Raw genomic sequence first — 17,026 nt, 5'->3', positions numbered from 1 at the left:
TGAGTAAAGGGATGAAAGCAGGGCTATTCAAGGGCTGCTAAAGGCAAACAGCCCTAACTACACGGGGAACAGATGCGCATGCCCCTGGTGGCAAACTTTAAAACCCTAGATTGGCCAATAAGTCATCGACTTGATCCTGACTGGTCACCACTTCTACCGCTTTACTGGATACAACCGGACCATTTAATAAACTATTAGCTTCTTCGCGACGTTCAGCGGGCACACTTTCCATCAATACTTGTAAGAGTTCGGTCTCTATGGTTCTGACGACCCCTAACATGCCAGTAATGACTTGTCCGGTTAGGTCTTGGAAATCTTGCGCCATGATAATTTCCAACAAATTTTCCTGAGTTTGTTGGGTAACCACCGGTACCTCTTGCAGATAACTGCGTGTTTGCTGCACTAAGTCACGAGCCTCGTTAATGTCTTTGGGCTCATCAAACCATGCTTGCCATTGCTGATCTAAATACTTGGCTTGCTCTTGCAAGCCGTCCTGTAAGGGTTGCGTTTGCTCTGCTGCGTTGAGTACTCGATTGGCCGCCTGCTCAGTCATGCAGGCCACATAATGCAAGCGGTCGCGTGCGTCGGGTATAGCATGAGCTGCATCTTTAATGGCTTGATCTAGTCCCAGTTCCCGCATGCTATCACGCAGCAGGCGCGTTAAATTAGCGATACGGTAAACCAGATCAGGGGAAGTAGATTGCGGCTCCACAGCCTTATCATCCGTCATGTCTACTCTCCTTTAATTGCCCATCTTCTCAAATATTTTATTTAGCTTTTCCTCTAGCGTGGCGGCGGTGAAAGGCTTCACCACATAACCACTCGCCCCTGCCTGGGCAGCGGCAATGATATTTTCCTTTTTAGCTTCCGCTGTCACCATCAGCACGGGCAATTTACTCAAAGCCGCATCAGCACGAATTTGCTTTAGCATCTCGAGGCCATCGAGATTTGGCATATTCCAGTCAGACACCACGAAATCAAAGTTGCCGTTACGCAACTTCTCAAGCCCTATTTGCCCGTCTTCTGCTTCGTCTACATTCTCGTAGCCCAAGTCTTTGAGCAAATTCTTGATAATGCGACGCATGGTGGGGAAATCGTCCACTACCAGAATTTTTATATTTTTTTGTACCATTTATTACGCTCCATAGAATTAATAGCTAAGCCTGTCTAGCCTTACACGCGGTGTCCATAGCCCCCAACACTCGCTAATAAACGTTCGCTAATTTGCGTTAACGGCAAAGCAATATCGGTAGCCCCCACTAGCAAGGCTTCTCTGGGCATACCAAATACGACACTACTTGCTTCGTCTTGCGCAAAGGTGGCTGCACCTGCATTTTTCATGGCTAACAAACCTTGCGCACCGTCTTTGCCCATGCCTGTCAAGATTACCCCTACCGCGTTACGCCCGGCCACTTCTGCTGCGGATTTAAACAATACGTCTACGGAAGGTCGATGGCGATTCACCGGTTCGGAATCGACTAATTTAACTACGTAATTCGCACCCGAACGAGCTAGTTTCATATGTGCCACACCACCAGGAGCCAAGTAAACGTGGCCTGGTAGCACACGTTGTCCGTCCTCAGCCTCATGCACCTGCATGGCGCATAAGCCATCTAATCGATTGACGAAAGAGCGTGTGAAACCTGCTGGCATATGTTGCGTAATCATGATGGCTGGACAATTCGCAGGCATAGGCTCTAACACTTGGCGTATCGCCTCGGTGCCCCCTGTGGAGGCTCCAATCATAATCAGCTTTTCAGTAGTGGAAAAATGACCAGACAAGCTTTTCGCACGAGCAACAGGGGCAGCATGGCGTTCAATACGCTTAGGCTTTGACATGGCCGCGGCACGAATTTTATCCGCTATCAGCTCCGAATACTCTAGCAAGCCATCCCGTAATCCTAGCCTGGGCTTGGTGACAAAATCCACCGCCCCTAATTCCAAGGCTTTGAGCGTCACTTCAGAATTGCGCTCTGTTAAGGAGGACACCATGACCACGGGCATAGGCCGCAAACGCATCAGACGCTCTAAGAAATCAAGGCCATCCATGCGAGGCATTTCCACATCCAGAGTCAAGACATCAGGATTGTGCTGTTTTATTAGCTCCCTAGCAACCAATGGATCGGGAGCAACCGCTAGCACTTCCATATCAGGCTGATTATTAATAATTTCCAGCATTAGACTGCGCACTAAAGCAGAATCATCAACGCATAACACACCAATCTTCTTCATCGCCACAAAAACAACCTTTTAAAATATCGCTGCTTCAGTTACGCACGTAAACCGTCTGCCCGCGCAGGCGGAATGCCTTAGTTAAATGGGAGAAATTTTCAGAGTGCCCTACGAACAATAGACCGCCAGGTTTCATGGCGGCAGCAAAACGCTCTAACAGACGAACCTGAGCATTTTTATCGAAATAAATCATGGTATTTCGGCAAAAAATCACGTCAAAACTATTGTTGCTAGGCCAGTTCGATCCATTTAAGTTCACTACTCCAAACTGCAACATATTACGCAACACGGGTTTTACTCGCACAAAGCCCTCTTGTTTACCCTTGCCTCGCAGAAAATATTTTTGCTTAAATGCCTGCTCAACGGGCTCAATACGCTCGTGCGTATAAATGCCCAGTTTGGCCTTCTGAATAGCCTCAGTATCGATATCTGTAGCCAGAATACTAACGTTACTATCGGGCGCAACGCACGACTCACGTACTGTCATTGCTATAGAGTAGGCCTCCTCACCAGTGGACGCCGCACTACACCAAATATCTATAGGCTTAGGCCTAGCACTAATGAAATCGGCCAAAATATCAAAATGATGTTGCTCGCGAAAAAAAGCAGTATGGTTAATCGTGAAAGCATTAACAAAATTGGTCCACTCAGGCTCTTCACCTGAGTTTTCCAAATAATCCAAGTAATGATCAACTCGATCTAAACCACAGGCTAAGGTACGCGTTCCCAAAGTGCGCGCCATCATGTCCTCTTTGTGAGCGCCTAAAACAATACCCGTATTTTGTTTTAGTAGGCGTGCCGCTCGATCAGAATCAGCCTTAGACGCTAGAGGCAGTACCGGCAAAGCGTAAGCATAAGAACTTACAGAATTATTCATAAATCAAGAGCTGGCTAAAGCTCCGCTATAAGACGTCAAGGGCACAGTGTGTGAACCTGAACCATGATCCAATTGCTCATCATCGAACGGTACATCTATGACTTCGTTACCATTGATACGAAAAACCGCTACCGCTGAGGCTAGCCGACTGGCCTGCTCTTGTAAGGAGCCCGCCGCCGCAGCCGCCTGCTGTACTAATGCAGCATTTTGTTGCACCCCTCCATCCATTTGTATGACTGCGCGGTTAACTTGATCAATACCTTCTGACTGCTCACTGGAGGCACTAGAGATTTCGGCCATGATGGTCGTTACGCCCTGAACGGCAGACACGACATCTTGCATAATTTCACCTGCCTCGTCGACCTGACGCGTCCCTGCCTGAACTTTAGAAAGAGACTCTTCGATGAGCCCTTTTATTTCCCGCGCTGCCTGGGCGCTGCGCTGTGCCAAAGACCGTACCTCTCCTGCCACCACAGCAAACCCTTTGCCTTGCTCACCTGCGCGGGCGGCCTCTACGGCCGCATTTAAAGCCAGAATATTGGTCTGAAAAGCGATGCCGTCAATCACACTCACAATCTGCGAGATTTGCCCAGAGCTAGCGGAGAGTTCTTCCATGGTATCTATCACCTTGGTAACGGCTTCACCACCACGCTGCGCCACCGCTGCCGCGCCTTTGGCGACTCGATCAGCCTCGTGCGCATTGTCGGTATTTTGTCGCACTGTGCTAGACAACTCTTCCATGCTCGCTGCCGTTTCTTGCAAAGAGGCGGCTTGATCTTCAGTGCGACTGCTTAAATCGGTGTTTCCGGCAAAAATCTCTTGGGAGCCAAGACTAATCTCCTCTACGCCCTCACGTACTGTTTGCACCATACGTTGCAAACTCAATTGCATACGCCGCACTGCTTCGTACAACACACCAATTTCATTGCTGGAAAACACATCAATACGTTTGGTCAGGTCTCCGCTGGCAATACGATCAAAATGTTCACCCGCTACCCGCAAAGGGCGCAGAACCATACGGTTAAGAAACACATACACTAAGAAGGCGATAAGTAAACATAGAGCCATCGCAAAGCCCACTAGGCTAATGACAAGCTGATACTGTTTAGCTTCTTTTTGGTACTCTTGCTCAATGAGACTTTGCTGCAGGCGCGATAAGCTCCCTAGGGCGCTGTACATATCGTCTTCAAGCAATTTCGTCGTGCCAGTCAAATAGGTGCGAAAGTCCGAAATTTGCCCCTGCTCTAAATAGTCAATTAAGGGAGCAATACCGCTATTAAGTAATGAGACATAAGCGCTGTCTACTCTATCTATGGCCTCATGCCGTTTACTTAGGCTGTTTGCCTCACGCTGGTAAATCGAAAAATCTGAGCGGGCTGTCGCTAATGACTCTCGCACTAAGGTTAAGAGTTCTTGCGTATCTGTACTAAGCAGCTCCTCACGGGCCAACGTTGCCCCCCACTCTTGCATAACATCTTGGTTTTGCTGATCACTATTAACCACAAAACTGACTGCTGCCCTGCCCAATTGAATTTGCGTATCTTTATAGCTTTCCACAGCTTTAGTGAGTTGATTCGCTATGCGTTGATTACTCACTAAGTTTTCTAACGCTAAATTATTAGCACGCAGCGACAATATGCCTAGAGCCGCCCCTGCCAAAAGCATGCACAGAAAAAACACTAATACAAGAATCAGGCTGGTTCTGACTTTAAGATTCACCAAACGTAATCCACCAAACATAAGACACACCTTGTTATTGATAGAAACCCGAGGCTCAGGCGTGGCTATTGGCTACACCTGTTTTCACACTACGCAATGGCACCATCAACCAAGGCCATTTCTTCACTAGTCATGAGCTTTTCTATATCGACCAAGATCAACATCCGCTCTCCTAAGGTACCAATTCCCGTTAAGTACTCTGTAGAAAATGCGGCCCCAAAACTTGGTGCGGCGCTAATTTGTGAGTTTTGAAGCACCAACACATCAGAGACACCATCAACGACAATCCCCACTACTCGTTCGTGTAAGTTCAAGATCACTACGACGGTTTGGTGGTTGTATTCCACGTTTTGCATATTGAAACGTACACGCAGATCAACGATAGGTACGATTACCCCACGTAGATTTGTTACCCCTTTTATAAAGCTGGGCACATTTGCAATCCGTGTCACAGTTTGGGTGTCGTAGCCGCGAATTTCCTGAACTTTCAGAATATCGATGCCATATTCTTGTTCGGCTAAGGTAAAAACCAGGTACTCTTTACCCGAACCCTCAGCTAGATCTGGATTTTGATAATTATCATAGGACATGAAGTTCTCCGAATATTCAGTTCGACGCTACAGCACGATCACGTGCCAAACGCTGTAATGCAAACACATCAACAATAAGCGCCACACTGCCATCGCCTAAAATAGTGGCGGCAGAAACACCTGGAATTTTGCGATAATTCGCTTCTAAGTTTTTCACCACCACTTGATGCTGACCAATTAAATGGTCCACCAGCAGAGCAAAGCGCATGTCCTCCGCTTGCAAAATGACGGCGATAGCCTTGGTCTCGTCTACTTCACCGTTTTCAACGGAAAACACTTCCCGCAAGGAGATCAGGGGCAGATACTCCCCCCGTACCAACATGACCCTATCGGTTTCAGACACACGCTTTAACTGCGCGGGGGTGGGCTGCATAGACTCCGTAACATGGGCTAAAGGCAGGATAAAGACTTCTTGGCCCACCTGCACCGACATGCCATCTAAAATAGCTAAAGTCAGCGGCAATACAATACGCGTCGTCGTCCCTGCCGCAGGGCGTGAGTACAACTGCACATGCCCACCCATGCTTTGGATGTTTCGCCGCACCACATCCATCCCTACACCTCGACCTGATATCTCGGTGACTTTGTCTGCAGTGGAAAAGCCTGGGGCAAAAATCAACTGCCACACTTCATCATCGCTAATATTTTCATTAGCAACTAAACCATTCGCGAGGGCTTTAGACAAAATTTTGTCGCGATTTAGACCTGCCCCGTCATCAATGACCTCGATAATAATATGCCCGCCTTGATGCTGCGCAGAAAGGGTGAGCACACCTTCTGGGTCTTTTCCTTTTGCAACGCGCTGCTCTGGCGTTTCAATGCCGTGATCAATACTATTGCGCACTAAGTGGGTTAAGGGATCAATAATGCGCTCAATGAGACTTTTATCTAGTTCGGTTGCTTGCCCTTTGGTCACCAACTTGATCTGCTTATCTAAGCGGGCTGCACTTTCACGCACTACGCGCGGAAAGCGACTAAACACGTAGTCCATAGGCATCATGCGAATCGACATGACAGCCTCTTGGAGGTCACGTGCATTTCGTTCGAATTGCTCAATACCATTCAGTAAACGGTCATGTACTACAGGGTCTAGCGTCGAGGCGGTTTGCACCAGCATCGCTTGCGTGATCACCAGTTCCCCAACTAGGTTGATAATTTGATCAACCTTTTCTACACCCACTCGTATCGTGCTCGACTCTTTCGCTGCGGGAGCCTTGTCATTAGCTTTAGCTTTGACTGGAGCACCACTTGCTTTTTCAGCGACTACGGCCGGAGCCATCGACTCGGGTGACACTTCTGACGCCACTTGAGGGGGCGGGGTTAACAACGCTGCGCCAGCTGGTAAATTCTGCACAGGCTGGACCGTTAACTGATCTGCGTTGACCACAAAGCAACATACCGCTTGAATATCTTCGGAGCTTACGGTGGAGCTAAGCCAAATGTCTAAGCTATCGTCGCTCTGGTTGCTTTTTAACACATCCCCCATAAGTTCCATTTCTTCCAGTAAGACTTTTTGATCAGCTTTACTGATTGCACGCAAGGCAATATGAAGTGTAGACGTACCTGTAGGCGTGTTTGGCTCTGCAACAAGCGGGGCTTGCTGCGCCGTTTGCTGCTGGACAACAGCCAGGTCAACGGAACCGTCTGCGGTACTCAATATGCCTTTTTGCTCGAGCGCCAACTGACGTAGCTGCTCACAAATACGCTGGTAGGCATCTTCGTCGGGGTCTCCACCCTCGCGATAAGAGCTTACTTGCTCCGTCAACACATCTTTGGTTTCCAAGAAGAGATCAATCATGTCTTTACGCAGGCTCATTTCGCCATTGCGCACCAGGTCAAGCAGGTTTTCCAATAGATGCGTGGTTTCTGCCAGCTTTCCAAAACACCCAAAAGTGCTGGCCCCTCCTTTGATCGAGTGGGCGGCACGAAAAATCGCGTTCAGCTGATCACTATCAGGCGCTTCAAGATCAAGCTCTAAAAGCAGGCTTTCCATGTCGGCCAATAGTTCATCAGCTTCATCGAAAAAAGTCTCATAAAACTGACTTAGGTCTACGCCAGTGCTCATGCACATATCCTTATTGATAAACAAGCTCGCAAACGAGTCGAGGCTCTAGCACCCAGTCCATCAGCGATTACTATTGCACCGGTATAAGAGGTGGTAGCTCAGGCAACTGCGGCAAGCCTGGTATATTTACATTTATAGCCCCGTCATGACTTGTATCACGCCAGTCTGTATCACCAACCTCGTGACTGGCCTCAGCATCAATTCTGCGCTGAGCTCGTTGATTGAGCACTAAAATGCTAATACGCCGATTTACGGCTGCTGCAGGATTATCTTTAATTAAACTGACCGTATCAGCTAGGCCTAAAATTCGTTTTACCTTCTCTTCATTCAGACCACCCGCCACCATTTCTTGCCGTGCCGCATTAGCCCTGTCGGCTGAGAGCTCCCAGTTGCTGTATAAACGCTCGCCGCTTGCATACTGAGAGGAATCGGTATGCCCGCTAATTTGTATGGGATTGGGCAAATCGTTCACAGGTTTACTTAGTGACCGTAAAATAACCCGCATGTAAGGTTGCACCATGGCGCTACCTGTGGCGAACATAGGCCGCTTTTGATGATCAACAATTTGTATACGCAAACCATCTTCGGTCATATCCAATACCAATTGCGGTCGAAATTCGCGTAGTATTGGATCAGATTCAATCAGCTCTTCTAGAGCATGTTTTAAATCTTCCAGACGTTCAGCATCTTGGCGGTCACCATAGACATCACCGAAATTTTGGCCCGGATGTTTTTGTGGTACTACACTAGGGTTGCCGCCGGGAATCACACTGCGTGAATGCTCTGCCCGTGTGCCCCCGGTCACGGCATCAACGAGAGGCATACGAAAATAATCGGCAATTTCTTTGAGTTCTTGTTTGGGTACAAGTGTCAGTATCCACATCACCAAGAAAAAAGCCATCATGGCTGTCATGAAGTCGGCGTAAGCAATTTTCCAGCTTCCTCCGTGATGAGGCGCCTCAACTTTCTTTTTACGCCGGATAACGACCCTATCTGGATAGCGACTCATAAAGCAGCCTTATTCTCGCTTACCCAAAGCACGAGCCTGACGGACATGTCCTTCCAGCTCCTCGAAGGAGGGGCGCTCAGTCGAGAACAACACTTTCCGTCCAAATTCAATAGCGAGCTGAGGCGGGTAACCATTCATATTGGCGAGCAAGGTCACTTTTATGCATTCGAGTACCTTAGTGGCATCGGCACTACGACGCTCTACCGTCGCTGCCAAAGGTGCCACAAAGCCATAGGCCAACAAAATACCCAAGAAAGTACCCACCATCGCCTTGGAAATTAAGTCTGCCAAAATAGCAGGTGGCTGATCAACTGAGGCCAATGCTTTCACTACCCCCAACACCGCCGCCACAATACCAAACGCAGGTAAGGCATCGGCAACCTCTCGTAAAGCGCGAGCAGGTACGTTACATTCGTGCTGATAGGTTTCTATATCCTGATCCATGAGTGTCTCTATTTCTAAAGAACTCATGTTGCCGCTAATCATAAGCCGCAGATAATCCCGGATAAAGTTCATTAGCACAGGGTCTTTCAGCACATTGGTGTGCTCGGCGAAGATGGGGCTATTGGCGGGGTCTTCAATATCACTTTCGATAGACATCATGCCATCGCGCCGTGCCTTATTAAGCAGCACGTATAACAAGCCCATCAGTTGCATATAAAGCGCTTTGTTATAGGGTGAGCTTTTTAGAGCTTTAGGAATCGCCGTTGCCAGTGCTTTAACCGACTTGCCACTATTAGAAGCGAAGTAAGCACCTAGCGCTGCACCAGCAATTAACGTGAACTCCAGAGGCTGAAATAAAGCCCCTAAATGTCCGCCTAATCCGACAAAACTGCCGAACACAGACACAAAAACAATAAGGTAACCAATCAGTAATAGCACTGCTATGCCCTAGTTGTACGTACACACACTAATAATGACCGGTTTCGCAACCACTAGAAAAGCCCTTTAAGCGGCCTTTTCACCGTTAGATTAAGGCTTATAAATAAAACAGCTTGCTCTATAGCAACCAGCGGCGCTACGCCAAGCCTAGACCTCAGCCTTACTACTTGGGAGGGCTGCTAACACCGGCACAGACTCCATTGGCATCGCTCCAGACCCACTTTTTTTAAGCTGCTTAGCTTCTTTCGGGGGCAACTCATTACGTGGACTAGGCTTAGCTCGGCTGGTTCTACGAGTTTTACCTGCCCTTGGAGGAGGACGACATATAGCACAAATAAAACCCACGTGAGGATCATGAGCATGAGAGACAAACGCGCCACTACAGCGCTCACAACATGACAACTGCACCATGCCACTATCAAAAAAACGCAATAGCATCCAAGCCCGTGTAAAGCTCAAAACCGGCTCTTCAGAACTATCTATACGCCCAGCTTCTGATTGCTCTAGATACAAGCGATATGCTTGGATCAGTGCTTGCGGCCGTTCACACTGCGCATGCTTTTCCAAATAACGAAAAACACTGTAAAACAAACTGGAGTGAATATTGGGTAGCCATGTCATAAACCAATCGACAGAAAACGGCAACATTCCTTTAGGCGGTGAACAGCCACGGATCTCGCGATACAAACGCGCCAGGCGGTCGTAACTTAAGGAAGTTTCGGCCTGTAATACCTGCAGGCGGGCTCCCAAAACGATCATATCGCTGGCAAGCTGTATCTCTTGTGCCTCTTTAGCGACGCTTTTTGTACTCATAGCAACGATGTAATGCCTTTAGACAGCTGACTCAGCAAACGACTTTTGCGATAATAAAATGGTAGAGTGCGCTTGCTGCAACACCCCGCCCAACACATCTTGAGTCAACGCACTCAGTAATTGATAGTCGTTGAAACGAAAAGCACAAATTAAAGAGTTCGACCCCGCCAACTTCACTAGCTGTGCTGGCGACAAGCGCACGATGGTTTCAGCAACATCCACATCAAATCCTAATCTGAACATTCCTGCTGCAAAATTTTCTTGCAACAGACGCTGGGCCAGCATTAAATACGACAAGTTGACTTCTCGAATGTCATTGAGCAATGAGTTATCCGTTACGGGCATGATGCCCTCCTTGTAAAAGCTGTTTCTTAATATAGAACGCGTAACACAAACACATTTAACAGCTGTTTTGTTACATCCCTATGCCAGCACCACACAAAAAACCGCAATAGATACGTTAATTAACATAAAAATTCTTTTTGTCGCTTAAAACATGCAAAATCAACATACAAGCAACGATTTTTATGTATCAATAGTATCAACATAGGCAGAAATGTTAACAGAAACAGAGTGAAATGTAGCCTTAAACACCCATTTGTTACATGATGTGCATCAAAGTCGGTGCAAAAGAAACGAAAAACGTACCCTAAACCCTACAAAAGGTAAACGACAAGCCACTACCTCAGCAAACCTATTATCATCCAATAAGCGTTAGCTAGCGCGCGATTGAACAAAAATACCGGTGCACTGGCCTACTCATCGACTTACACATTAAGTTTCAATATCGCAACTTAATGTACTCACCCACAGGCGCTATATATTGCTGTATGTAAATTACGTAATTATCTTGGTCAGCACTATGCTTATCGCTGGCTGTGGTGGGCCTCGCGGTACTACCGAGATGCGCTCATCAATGCCTGCTAGCCACCGAGGTGCTGACGTGGCACTTAATGCGCTCGCCTTGCTCGATAGCCCCTACCGCTATGGCGGTGCACACCCGAGTACAGGGTTCGATTGCAGTGGTTTAGTCTTCTATGTGTTTCAACCCCAAACCGCTACGCCGATACCGCGACAAAGCGGCGAACAGGCACGGCTAGGGAGAGCCATTGCGCTTAATCAGCTAGAAGCAGGCGATTTGATTTTTTTTAATACGCTAGGGAAGGCGAACTCGCATGTCGGCATATATATAGGAGACGGCAACTTCATTAATGCGCCTTCAAGTGGAGGGCACGTGCGTATAGACTCTTTACATAACCCGTATTTTAAGCAACGCTTTACTGCAGCGCGACGTTTTTTTGAGCTATAACGTTAGTAAACAATGGCTTAAGGAACAGTCGAGTACTGTTCACAGAGCTGTAAAAAAGCCTCCAGTTGAGGATCACAGGCTAGTTCTTCTTGCATCACATTAGCTACCTCTGGCGCAATGCGAGCAGCTTGACGCGCGTCTAAAAACAATAAACGAAACCGGCGGGCCAGCATATCTTCAAGATTACGAGCATATTCGTAACGACAGGCAAACCTTATCATCGCTACACTTAATCCTGGATATAGCTCAATATCTGCGCCGGGCAGACTTTGCACCCAATCGGCTTCGCTACCATAGACCTCCAGATTGGGAGCATGCGCCATAGAGTGGTGGCGATTCTCTAGGGGAGACCCAATTAAACGAAAGTCAGCGGTACGACTGGCAGGTAAAGACGGCAGCAACCCTGCATGCACGCACTTCTCCAACACATTCTCAGCCATAGAGCGATACGTTGTCCATTTGCCTCCTGTGACAGACACCAATCCACTGGGGCTGACAAGAACCGTGTGCTCTCGGCTGAGCTTTTTCGTATCTCCGCCTTCGTTGCTAGGCGGCTTCACCAAAGGTCGCAAGCCAGCCCAAACACTTAGCACATCCGAACGCTGAGGAGCACGTTGCAAGTATTTGCCGGCCTCGCTCAAAATGAAATCAACTTCGGCACGCAAGGGGCGAGGCTCTATATCTAGCTGTTGTACGGCGGTATCTGTGGTGCCCAAAATCAGCTTTCCTAACCAAGGCACCGCGAACAGGACTCGACCATCGCGGGTTTTGGGTACTAATAAAGCATGTTCACTATTTAAAAAATGTTGCTCCACCACTAGATGCACGCCTTGGCTTGGAGAAACCATGGCTTGTGATTCACGTCCTGCAGACTTTCCATCCATTTGTCGAATGTCGTCTACCCATACTCCGGTGGCGTTAATTACACAGGGACTATAAATATCGTATTCACGCTCGGTTTCACTATCTTTGCAGCGCACCCCAGTGACTCGCCCATTATCATGAAGGATGTCCATAACCGGTGCATAATTCAGGATGAGCGCCCCCTGCGCGGCCGCACTACGTGCCAGCGCCAGCGCCAGTCGCGCATCATCAAACTGCCCGTCCCAATACTTAATGCCACCTTTTAGTCCAGCAGTACGCACGCCAGGTAAAAGCTCTTGGACTCGGCGGCTAGCAAGTACCTGAGTGTGCCCCAGGCCATTAGGGCCAGCGAGTAAATCATAGGCATTGAGCCCCACCGCGTAAAAAGGGATCTCAAGGCGGCTATAACTGGGCATCACAAAAGCTAAAGGCTGTGCTAGGTGAGACGCGTTACGGAGCAACTGTTTACGCTCGCGCAAGGCTTCACGAACTAAGCAAATATCCCCTTGAGCCAGATAACGGACACCTCCGTGAACTAATTTAGTAGCACGAGAGGAAGTGCCTTTAGCTAAATCATAGGCCTCAAGTAAAACTACCGTTAGCCCACGCAAAACGGCATCTAAGGCAAGGCCTAGACCTGTGGCTCCGCCACCGATGATGATCAAATCAACCTGCTGTTTGCGCTCTAGAGCAGAGAACAAACGCGAGCGTTCAGTGACTAAGGGGGAGTTACGTGTTGTCATGATGTATAGCGCACAGCGAGAGTATAAGTCCCGAGAGGGGGCTTATAATCGTAGCAACCTAAGTGTAATTACCTACATTTTACCGCCTTAAGTCAACAATAACTGCCTTATGGCGGGTAAATTTTATGATCGTGCACATCGCTAGCTTTTATTGAACCATGGCACCTCTACCCACCACTCTCTCTGAGCTGTCTCTTATTTATGACTTTCATCCTCGCACTCGATCAAGGCACCTCTAGCTCTCGCAGCGTTGTCGTCAATCCACAAGGAGAAATCATTAGTTTGGCTCAGCAAGAGCTAACACAACACTTTCCCCAATCAGGGTGGGTTGAACACTGCCCCCTAGAGATCTGGCATAGCCAGCTCGAAACGGCCAAACAAGCATTACAGCAAGCAGGGCTGCGGCCACAAGACATCGCCGCTATTGGCATTACGAATCAGCGCGAAACCACGGTGCTATGGGATAAATCAACAGGCCAGCCCTTGCATAACGCTATAGTCTGGCAAGATAGACGAGCGGAAGCATTCTGCGAAACCTTACGCTCGCAAGGTAAAGCAGACCTTATCAAACAGCGCACGGGTTTGGTTCTGGACGCTTACTTCTCCGCCTCTAAGCTGCGTTGGCTTTTAGAGACGATTCCCGGTGCTCGACACCGTGCCAAGCAAGGTCAACTGGCTTGTGGCACCATAGATAGCTGGCTACTTTGGAAGCTGACCAACGGGGCCTCGCATTTAAGCGATCGTAGTAACGCCTCTCGTACTTTGCTCTTCAATATTCATACTAACCAATGGGATCAAGAACTGTTAGAGTTGTTCTCTATCCCTGCTAATTTACTTCCCCAGGTACTAGCATCGAGCGCCGACTTTGGCCAGTGCTCAGCCGAGCATCTTGGACACGCTATTCCCATACGTGGTGTCGCAGGCGATCAGCAAAGCGCACTATTTGGGCAAGCATGTTTTCACCCTGGCATGGTTAAGAATACCTACGGCACCGGCTGTTTTATGCTGATGCAAACTGGCCACCACTGCCAAACTTCTCATCACGGCTTGCTCAGCACCAGTGCGGCACAAACCCTTGAGCAGCCTGAGTATGCGCTTGAGGGTAGCATATTCATCGGAGGGGCCGTTGTGCAGTGGCTGCGTGACGGCTTGGGCGCTTTCGAGCATAGCCCCCAAGTAGAAGCACTGGCAGCAAGTGTGCCTCATAGTGACGGTGTGTTATTTGTACCCGCCTTTACAGGACTCGGTGCTCCTTACTGGGATGCCCAGGCCCGTGGCACCTTAACTGGCTTAAGTCGGGGAACCACTATGGCGCATATTGCTCGCGCCGCTCTGGAGAGCATCGCCTATCAAAGCGCTGTGTTACTTCAAGCTATGCAAAATGATAATGCTCACAGCCAGCATAGCCCCATACAACAACTACGCGTCGACGGGGGGGCCAGCCAAAACAACCTATTGATGCAGTTTCAAGCAGACTTGCTTGGGATTCCCGTAGTTCGCCCAAAGATCACTGAGACGACAGTGATGGGAGCTGCCTATTTAGCGGGACTAGGAGCAGGTATTTATCGTGATCGTGCTGATATCGAGAAAACTTGGCAAGCCGAGCGTATTTTTGAACCCAAGCTGTCGCGCGATCAAGCGGATCACCTAATGAATCAATGGGAACGTGCCGTACGCCAAGCACGAACTCAATAATCAGGATATAAACCATGTTGCAAAAAACCGTATTAGCCATCGCTTTTTTTATTGCGGCCTTACTTGCTCTAACCTTCGGCGAAGTCATTTTCCTTCAATTCGCCTCTTGGTTTAGCTGGTTAACAGGTTACTTTGTACAAGACTTTTCTCATCTAATACAGTTGGTGCACGCCTATTTAAGCCATAATTGGTTAAAGGTCATCGTGGCCGCCATCATTGCTGGCCTTGCCTTGATGTGGGTCAGCAAGAATCGCCAAGACAGCTTAAGTCAAGAAAGCAATCATAAAAAAATCGCTATCATACTGGCCGTGCTACTGGGATGGCTGGGCGCTCACCGCTTCTATCTGGGCCAAGTAGGCTTAGGTATCCTGTATTTAATTCTATTTATGGTGTACGCACCACTCGTCGTGTTTATCTCATTAATTGATGCTGTCCGTTATGCTTTTATGAGTGAGCAAGCGTTCAAAATCAAGCACTAGACTCATAGCGCGTGATAAGTCATCACGCCTACTCGTCCATCGCCTGCACTTGCGCTCGCTGGACAGCACACAAAGCGTCTTCTAGATTGGGATATACATTACGCTCAAATACCAAGCCCATGACCCCCATTCTCTTAAGCTTATTGCGCACCTTGTCATTCGCCTCGGAAAGTAGCAGTTGGCGCTTTTGGGCATGCAACTGTTGCAATGCCCCTTCAATAACCTGTAGCGCTGTAACGTCTAAAAACGGCACGTAATTCAGCCTTAATACGATGTAGCGTGCATCCTGGGGCAAATTCTCCATTGCTTGCTGAAAAGCCTCCACTGCGGCAAAAAACATAGGCCCCTCGATGCTATACACGGCAGTATGGGCAGGTAAAGGAGTAGTGCTAGGCCAGTCAGCCGCACGTCGCACCTCACGCTCGGACTGCAAACGCACTTGCACACTATCTGCCGTGCGTTTCAATACATACAGCATTGCCAACACCACACCTATGTTGACAGCTACGACTAGGTCCGCAAGCACCGTCAAAGCAAATGTTACCCACAAAATTAGCAGGTCTATCCACGGCGCACGTTTTTGCATCTGAATCAGTATACGCACCTGACTCATATTCCAAGCCACCATAAACAAGATAGCAGCCAAGCTAGTTAAAGGTATGTACGAAGCCAGCGGCGCCAAGACCATTAAAATCAGCACTAGCACCAGACAATGCACTATCCCAGCGATAGGGCTAGTGCCCCCATTGCGTATATTCGTAGCAGTGCGTGCGATAGCTCCGGTGGCGGCAATACCACCAAACATCGGCGCTAGGATATTAGCGACCCCCTGCCCGACCAACTCTTGGTTAGAGTCATGACGATCGCCCGTCATGTTGTCCGCCACCACAGCAGAAAGTAAAGACTCTATCGCCCCTAACATGGCAATCGCAAAAGCCGGTCCAATCAGCTCAATCACCTTACTTAAACGTATATCAGGCAACTGAAAGGCAGGCAAGCCGCGTGGTATTTCACCAAAGGCGCTGCCTATGGTGCTAACGCCTTTAAACTGAAACAAAGCTTGTAGCAAGGTCACAACAATAAGCGCAATCAGAGGCCCGGGGATACGAGCAAGCCACCGTACACGCGGCGCCATAATTAGAATTGCTAGGGCTAATACTCCTAAAACCGTCGTCGCAATATTAAGCTGCCCTATGTGACTCAACAGAAACCATAACTTCTGATGAAAATGCGTCCCTTGAACTTGTGGCAGGCCAAAAAAATCACGCCATTGGCCCACCCAGATAATGACGCCTATTCCAGCGGTAAAACCGATGATGACGGGATCTGGAATATAGCGAATCACAGCCCCTAGGCGCAATAAGCCCAGTAGCAATAAAATCACACCTGCCATTAAGGTAGCAATTTGCAGACCCTCAATGCCATACTGCGCCACTATCCCGGCCAAAATGACAATAAAAGCCCCCGTGGGCCCAGCTATTTGTACTTTACTGCCGCCCAAAACCGAAACAGCGAGTCCAGCAATAATGGCGGTATAAATACCTTGCTCTGGTTTCACCCCCGAGGCAATAGCAAACGCCATCGCCAATGGTAAGGCGACAATGCCTACAATCAGGCCAGCAATAATATTGGGGAGCCAGTGCTTGGGGGCCAACAGGCCCGCTTTCTGTGCTTGCAACAGAGCGATCATGTTTAGCAATAATGTCAGAACGTTAATAATTTATACTTGATCATGACATAGCACGCGCT

Annotated in this window: 16 protein-coding genes; 3 read left to right on the top strand and 13 right to left on the bottom strand. The window is 48.6% G+C overall.

What is annotated here, in order from left to right; translation table 11 throughout:
* Positions 1-97 precede the first annotated feature (97 nt).
* From cheZ to flhD, 11 genes are all read right to left on the bottom strand, one after another.
* Positions 98-730 carry a protein phosphatase CheZ gene (gene cheZ, locus OSH01_RS04605; protein ID WP_266122902.1) on the bottom strand — a complete coding sequence of 211 codons (633 nt, stop codon included), beginning with the start codon at positions 728-730 and terminating at the stop codon, positions 98-100.
* Positions 731-742: 12 nt separating this feature from the next.
* Positions 743-1,132, bottom strand: a complete 390-nt coding sequence (gene cheY, locus OSH01_RS04600; RefSeq protein ID WP_266122901.1) for a chemotaxis response regulator CheY — start codon at positions 1,130-1,132, stop codon at positions 743-745.
* Between the two features lie 41 nt (positions 1,133-1,173).
* Positions 1,174-2,232, bottom strand: coding sequence for a protein-glutamate methylesterase/protein-glutamine glutaminase (locus OSH01_RS04595; RefSeq protein ID WP_266122900.1), 1,059 nt, complete (start codon positions 2,230-2,232; stop codon positions 1,174-1,176).
* A gap of 34 nt (positions 2,233-2,266) precedes the next feature.
* On the bottom strand, positions 2,267-3,109 hold the full coding sequence (locus OSH01_RS04590) for a CheR family methyltransferase (protein WP_266122899.1): 843 nt from the start codon (positions 3,107-3,109) through the stop codon (positions 2,267-2,269).
* A 3-nt stretch (positions 3,110-3,112) separates the two neighbouring features.
* Positions 3,113-4,849, bottom strand: coding sequence for a methyl-accepting chemotaxis protein (locus tag OSH01_RS04585; RefSeq protein ID WP_266122898.1), 1,737 nt, complete (start codon positions 4,847-4,849; stop codon positions 3,113-3,115).
* Between the two features lie 68 nt (positions 4,850-4,917).
* Positions 4,918-5,418 carry a chemotaxis protein CheW gene (locus OSH01_RS04580; protein WP_266122897.1) on the bottom strand — a complete coding sequence of 167 codons (501 nt, stop codon included), beginning with the start codon at positions 5,416-5,418 and terminating at the stop codon, positions 4,918-4,920.
* Between the two features lie 16 nt (positions 5,419-5,434).
* The gene (gene cheA, locus OSH01_RS04575; RefSeq protein ID WP_266122896.1) at positions 5,435-7,483 is read right to left on the bottom strand and encodes a chemotaxis protein CheA; all 2,049 of its coding nucleotides are present in this window, start codon (positions 7,481-7,483) and stop codon (positions 5,435-5,437) included.
* Positions 7,484-7,553: 70 nt separating this feature from the next.
* The gene (gene motB, locus OSH01_RS04570; RefSeq protein WP_266122895.1) at positions 7,554-8,492 is read right to left on the bottom strand and encodes a flagellar motor protein MotB; all 939 of its coding nucleotides are present in this window, start codon (positions 8,490-8,492) and stop codon (positions 7,554-7,556) included.
* A gap of 9 nt (positions 8,493-8,501) precedes the next feature.
* The gene (gene motA / locus OSH01_RS04565) at positions 8,502-9,374 is read right to left on the bottom strand and encodes a flagellar motor stator protein MotA (RefSeq protein WP_266122894.1); all 873 of its coding nucleotides are present in this window, start codon (positions 9,372-9,374) and stop codon (positions 8,502-8,504) included.
* A gap of 147 nt (positions 9,375-9,521) precedes the next feature.
* The gene (gene flhC / locus OSH01_RS04560) at positions 9,522-10,187 is read right to left on the bottom strand and encodes a flagellar transcriptional regulator FlhC (protein WP_266122893.1); all 666 of its coding nucleotides are present in this window, start codon (positions 10,185-10,187) and stop codon (positions 9,522-9,524) included.
* Between the two features lie 18 nt (positions 10,188-10,205).
* A complete protein-coding gene (gene flhD, locus OSH01_RS04555; RefSeq protein WP_266122892.1) occupies positions 10,206-10,532 on the bottom strand; it encodes a flagellar transcriptional regulator FlhD in 327 nt (108 codons plus the stop codon).
* 517 nt (positions 10,533-11,049) lie between these two features.
* Between flhD and OSH01_RS04550 the strand changes: the two genes are divergently transcribed.
* Positions 11,050-11,496, top strand: coding sequence for a C40 family peptidase (locus tag OSH01_RS04550; RefSeq protein WP_266122891.1), 447 nt, complete (start codon positions 11,050-11,052; stop codon positions 11,494-11,496).
* Positions 11,497-11,513: 17 nt separating this feature from the next.
* Here OSH01_RS04550 and OSH01_RS04545 read toward each other — a convergent pair whose 3' ends face one another.
* A complete protein-coding gene (locus OSH01_RS04545; RefSeq protein WP_266122890.1) occupies positions 11,514-13,103 on the bottom strand; it encodes a glycerol-3-phosphate dehydrogenase/oxidase in 1,590 nt (529 codons plus the stop codon).
* A 201-nt stretch (positions 13,104-13,304) separates the two neighbouring features.
* Between OSH01_RS04545 and glpK the strand changes: the two genes are divergently transcribed.
* Positions 13,305-14,798 (top strand): glycerol kinase GlpK, encoded by a 1,494-nt coding sequence (gene glpK, locus OSH01_RS04540; RefSeq protein ID WP_266122889.1) that lies wholly within the window; start codon positions 13,305-13,307, stop codon positions 14,796-14,798.
* A 14-nt stretch (positions 14,799-14,812) separates the two neighbouring features.
* Positions 14,813-15,277 (top strand): TM2 domain-containing protein, encoded by a 465-nt coding sequence (locus OSH01_RS04535; protein WP_266122888.1) that lies wholly within the window; start codon positions 14,813-14,815, stop codon positions 15,275-15,277.
* Positions 15,278-15,305: 28 nt separating this feature from the next.
* On the opposite strand, the gene OSH01_RS04530 is transcribed toward OSH01_RS04535, so the two are convergent.
* On the bottom strand, positions 15,306-16,967 hold the full coding sequence (locus tag OSH01_RS04530; protein ID WP_266122887.1) for a SulP family inorganic anion transporter: 1,662 nt from the start codon (positions 16,965-16,967) through the stop codon (positions 15,306-15,308).
* Positions 16,968-17,026: the final 59 nt, after the last annotated feature.

This window comes from Alcaligenes endophyticus (assembly GCF_026344035.1).
Taxonomy (GTDB): domain Bacteria; phylum Pseudomonadota; class Gammaproteobacteria; order Burkholderiales; family Burkholderiaceae_B; genus Alcaligenes; species Alcaligenes endophyticus.
The sequence above is the reverse complement of the archived record's forward strand: the minus strand, read 5'-3'. Positions and strand labels throughout refer to the sequence as shown.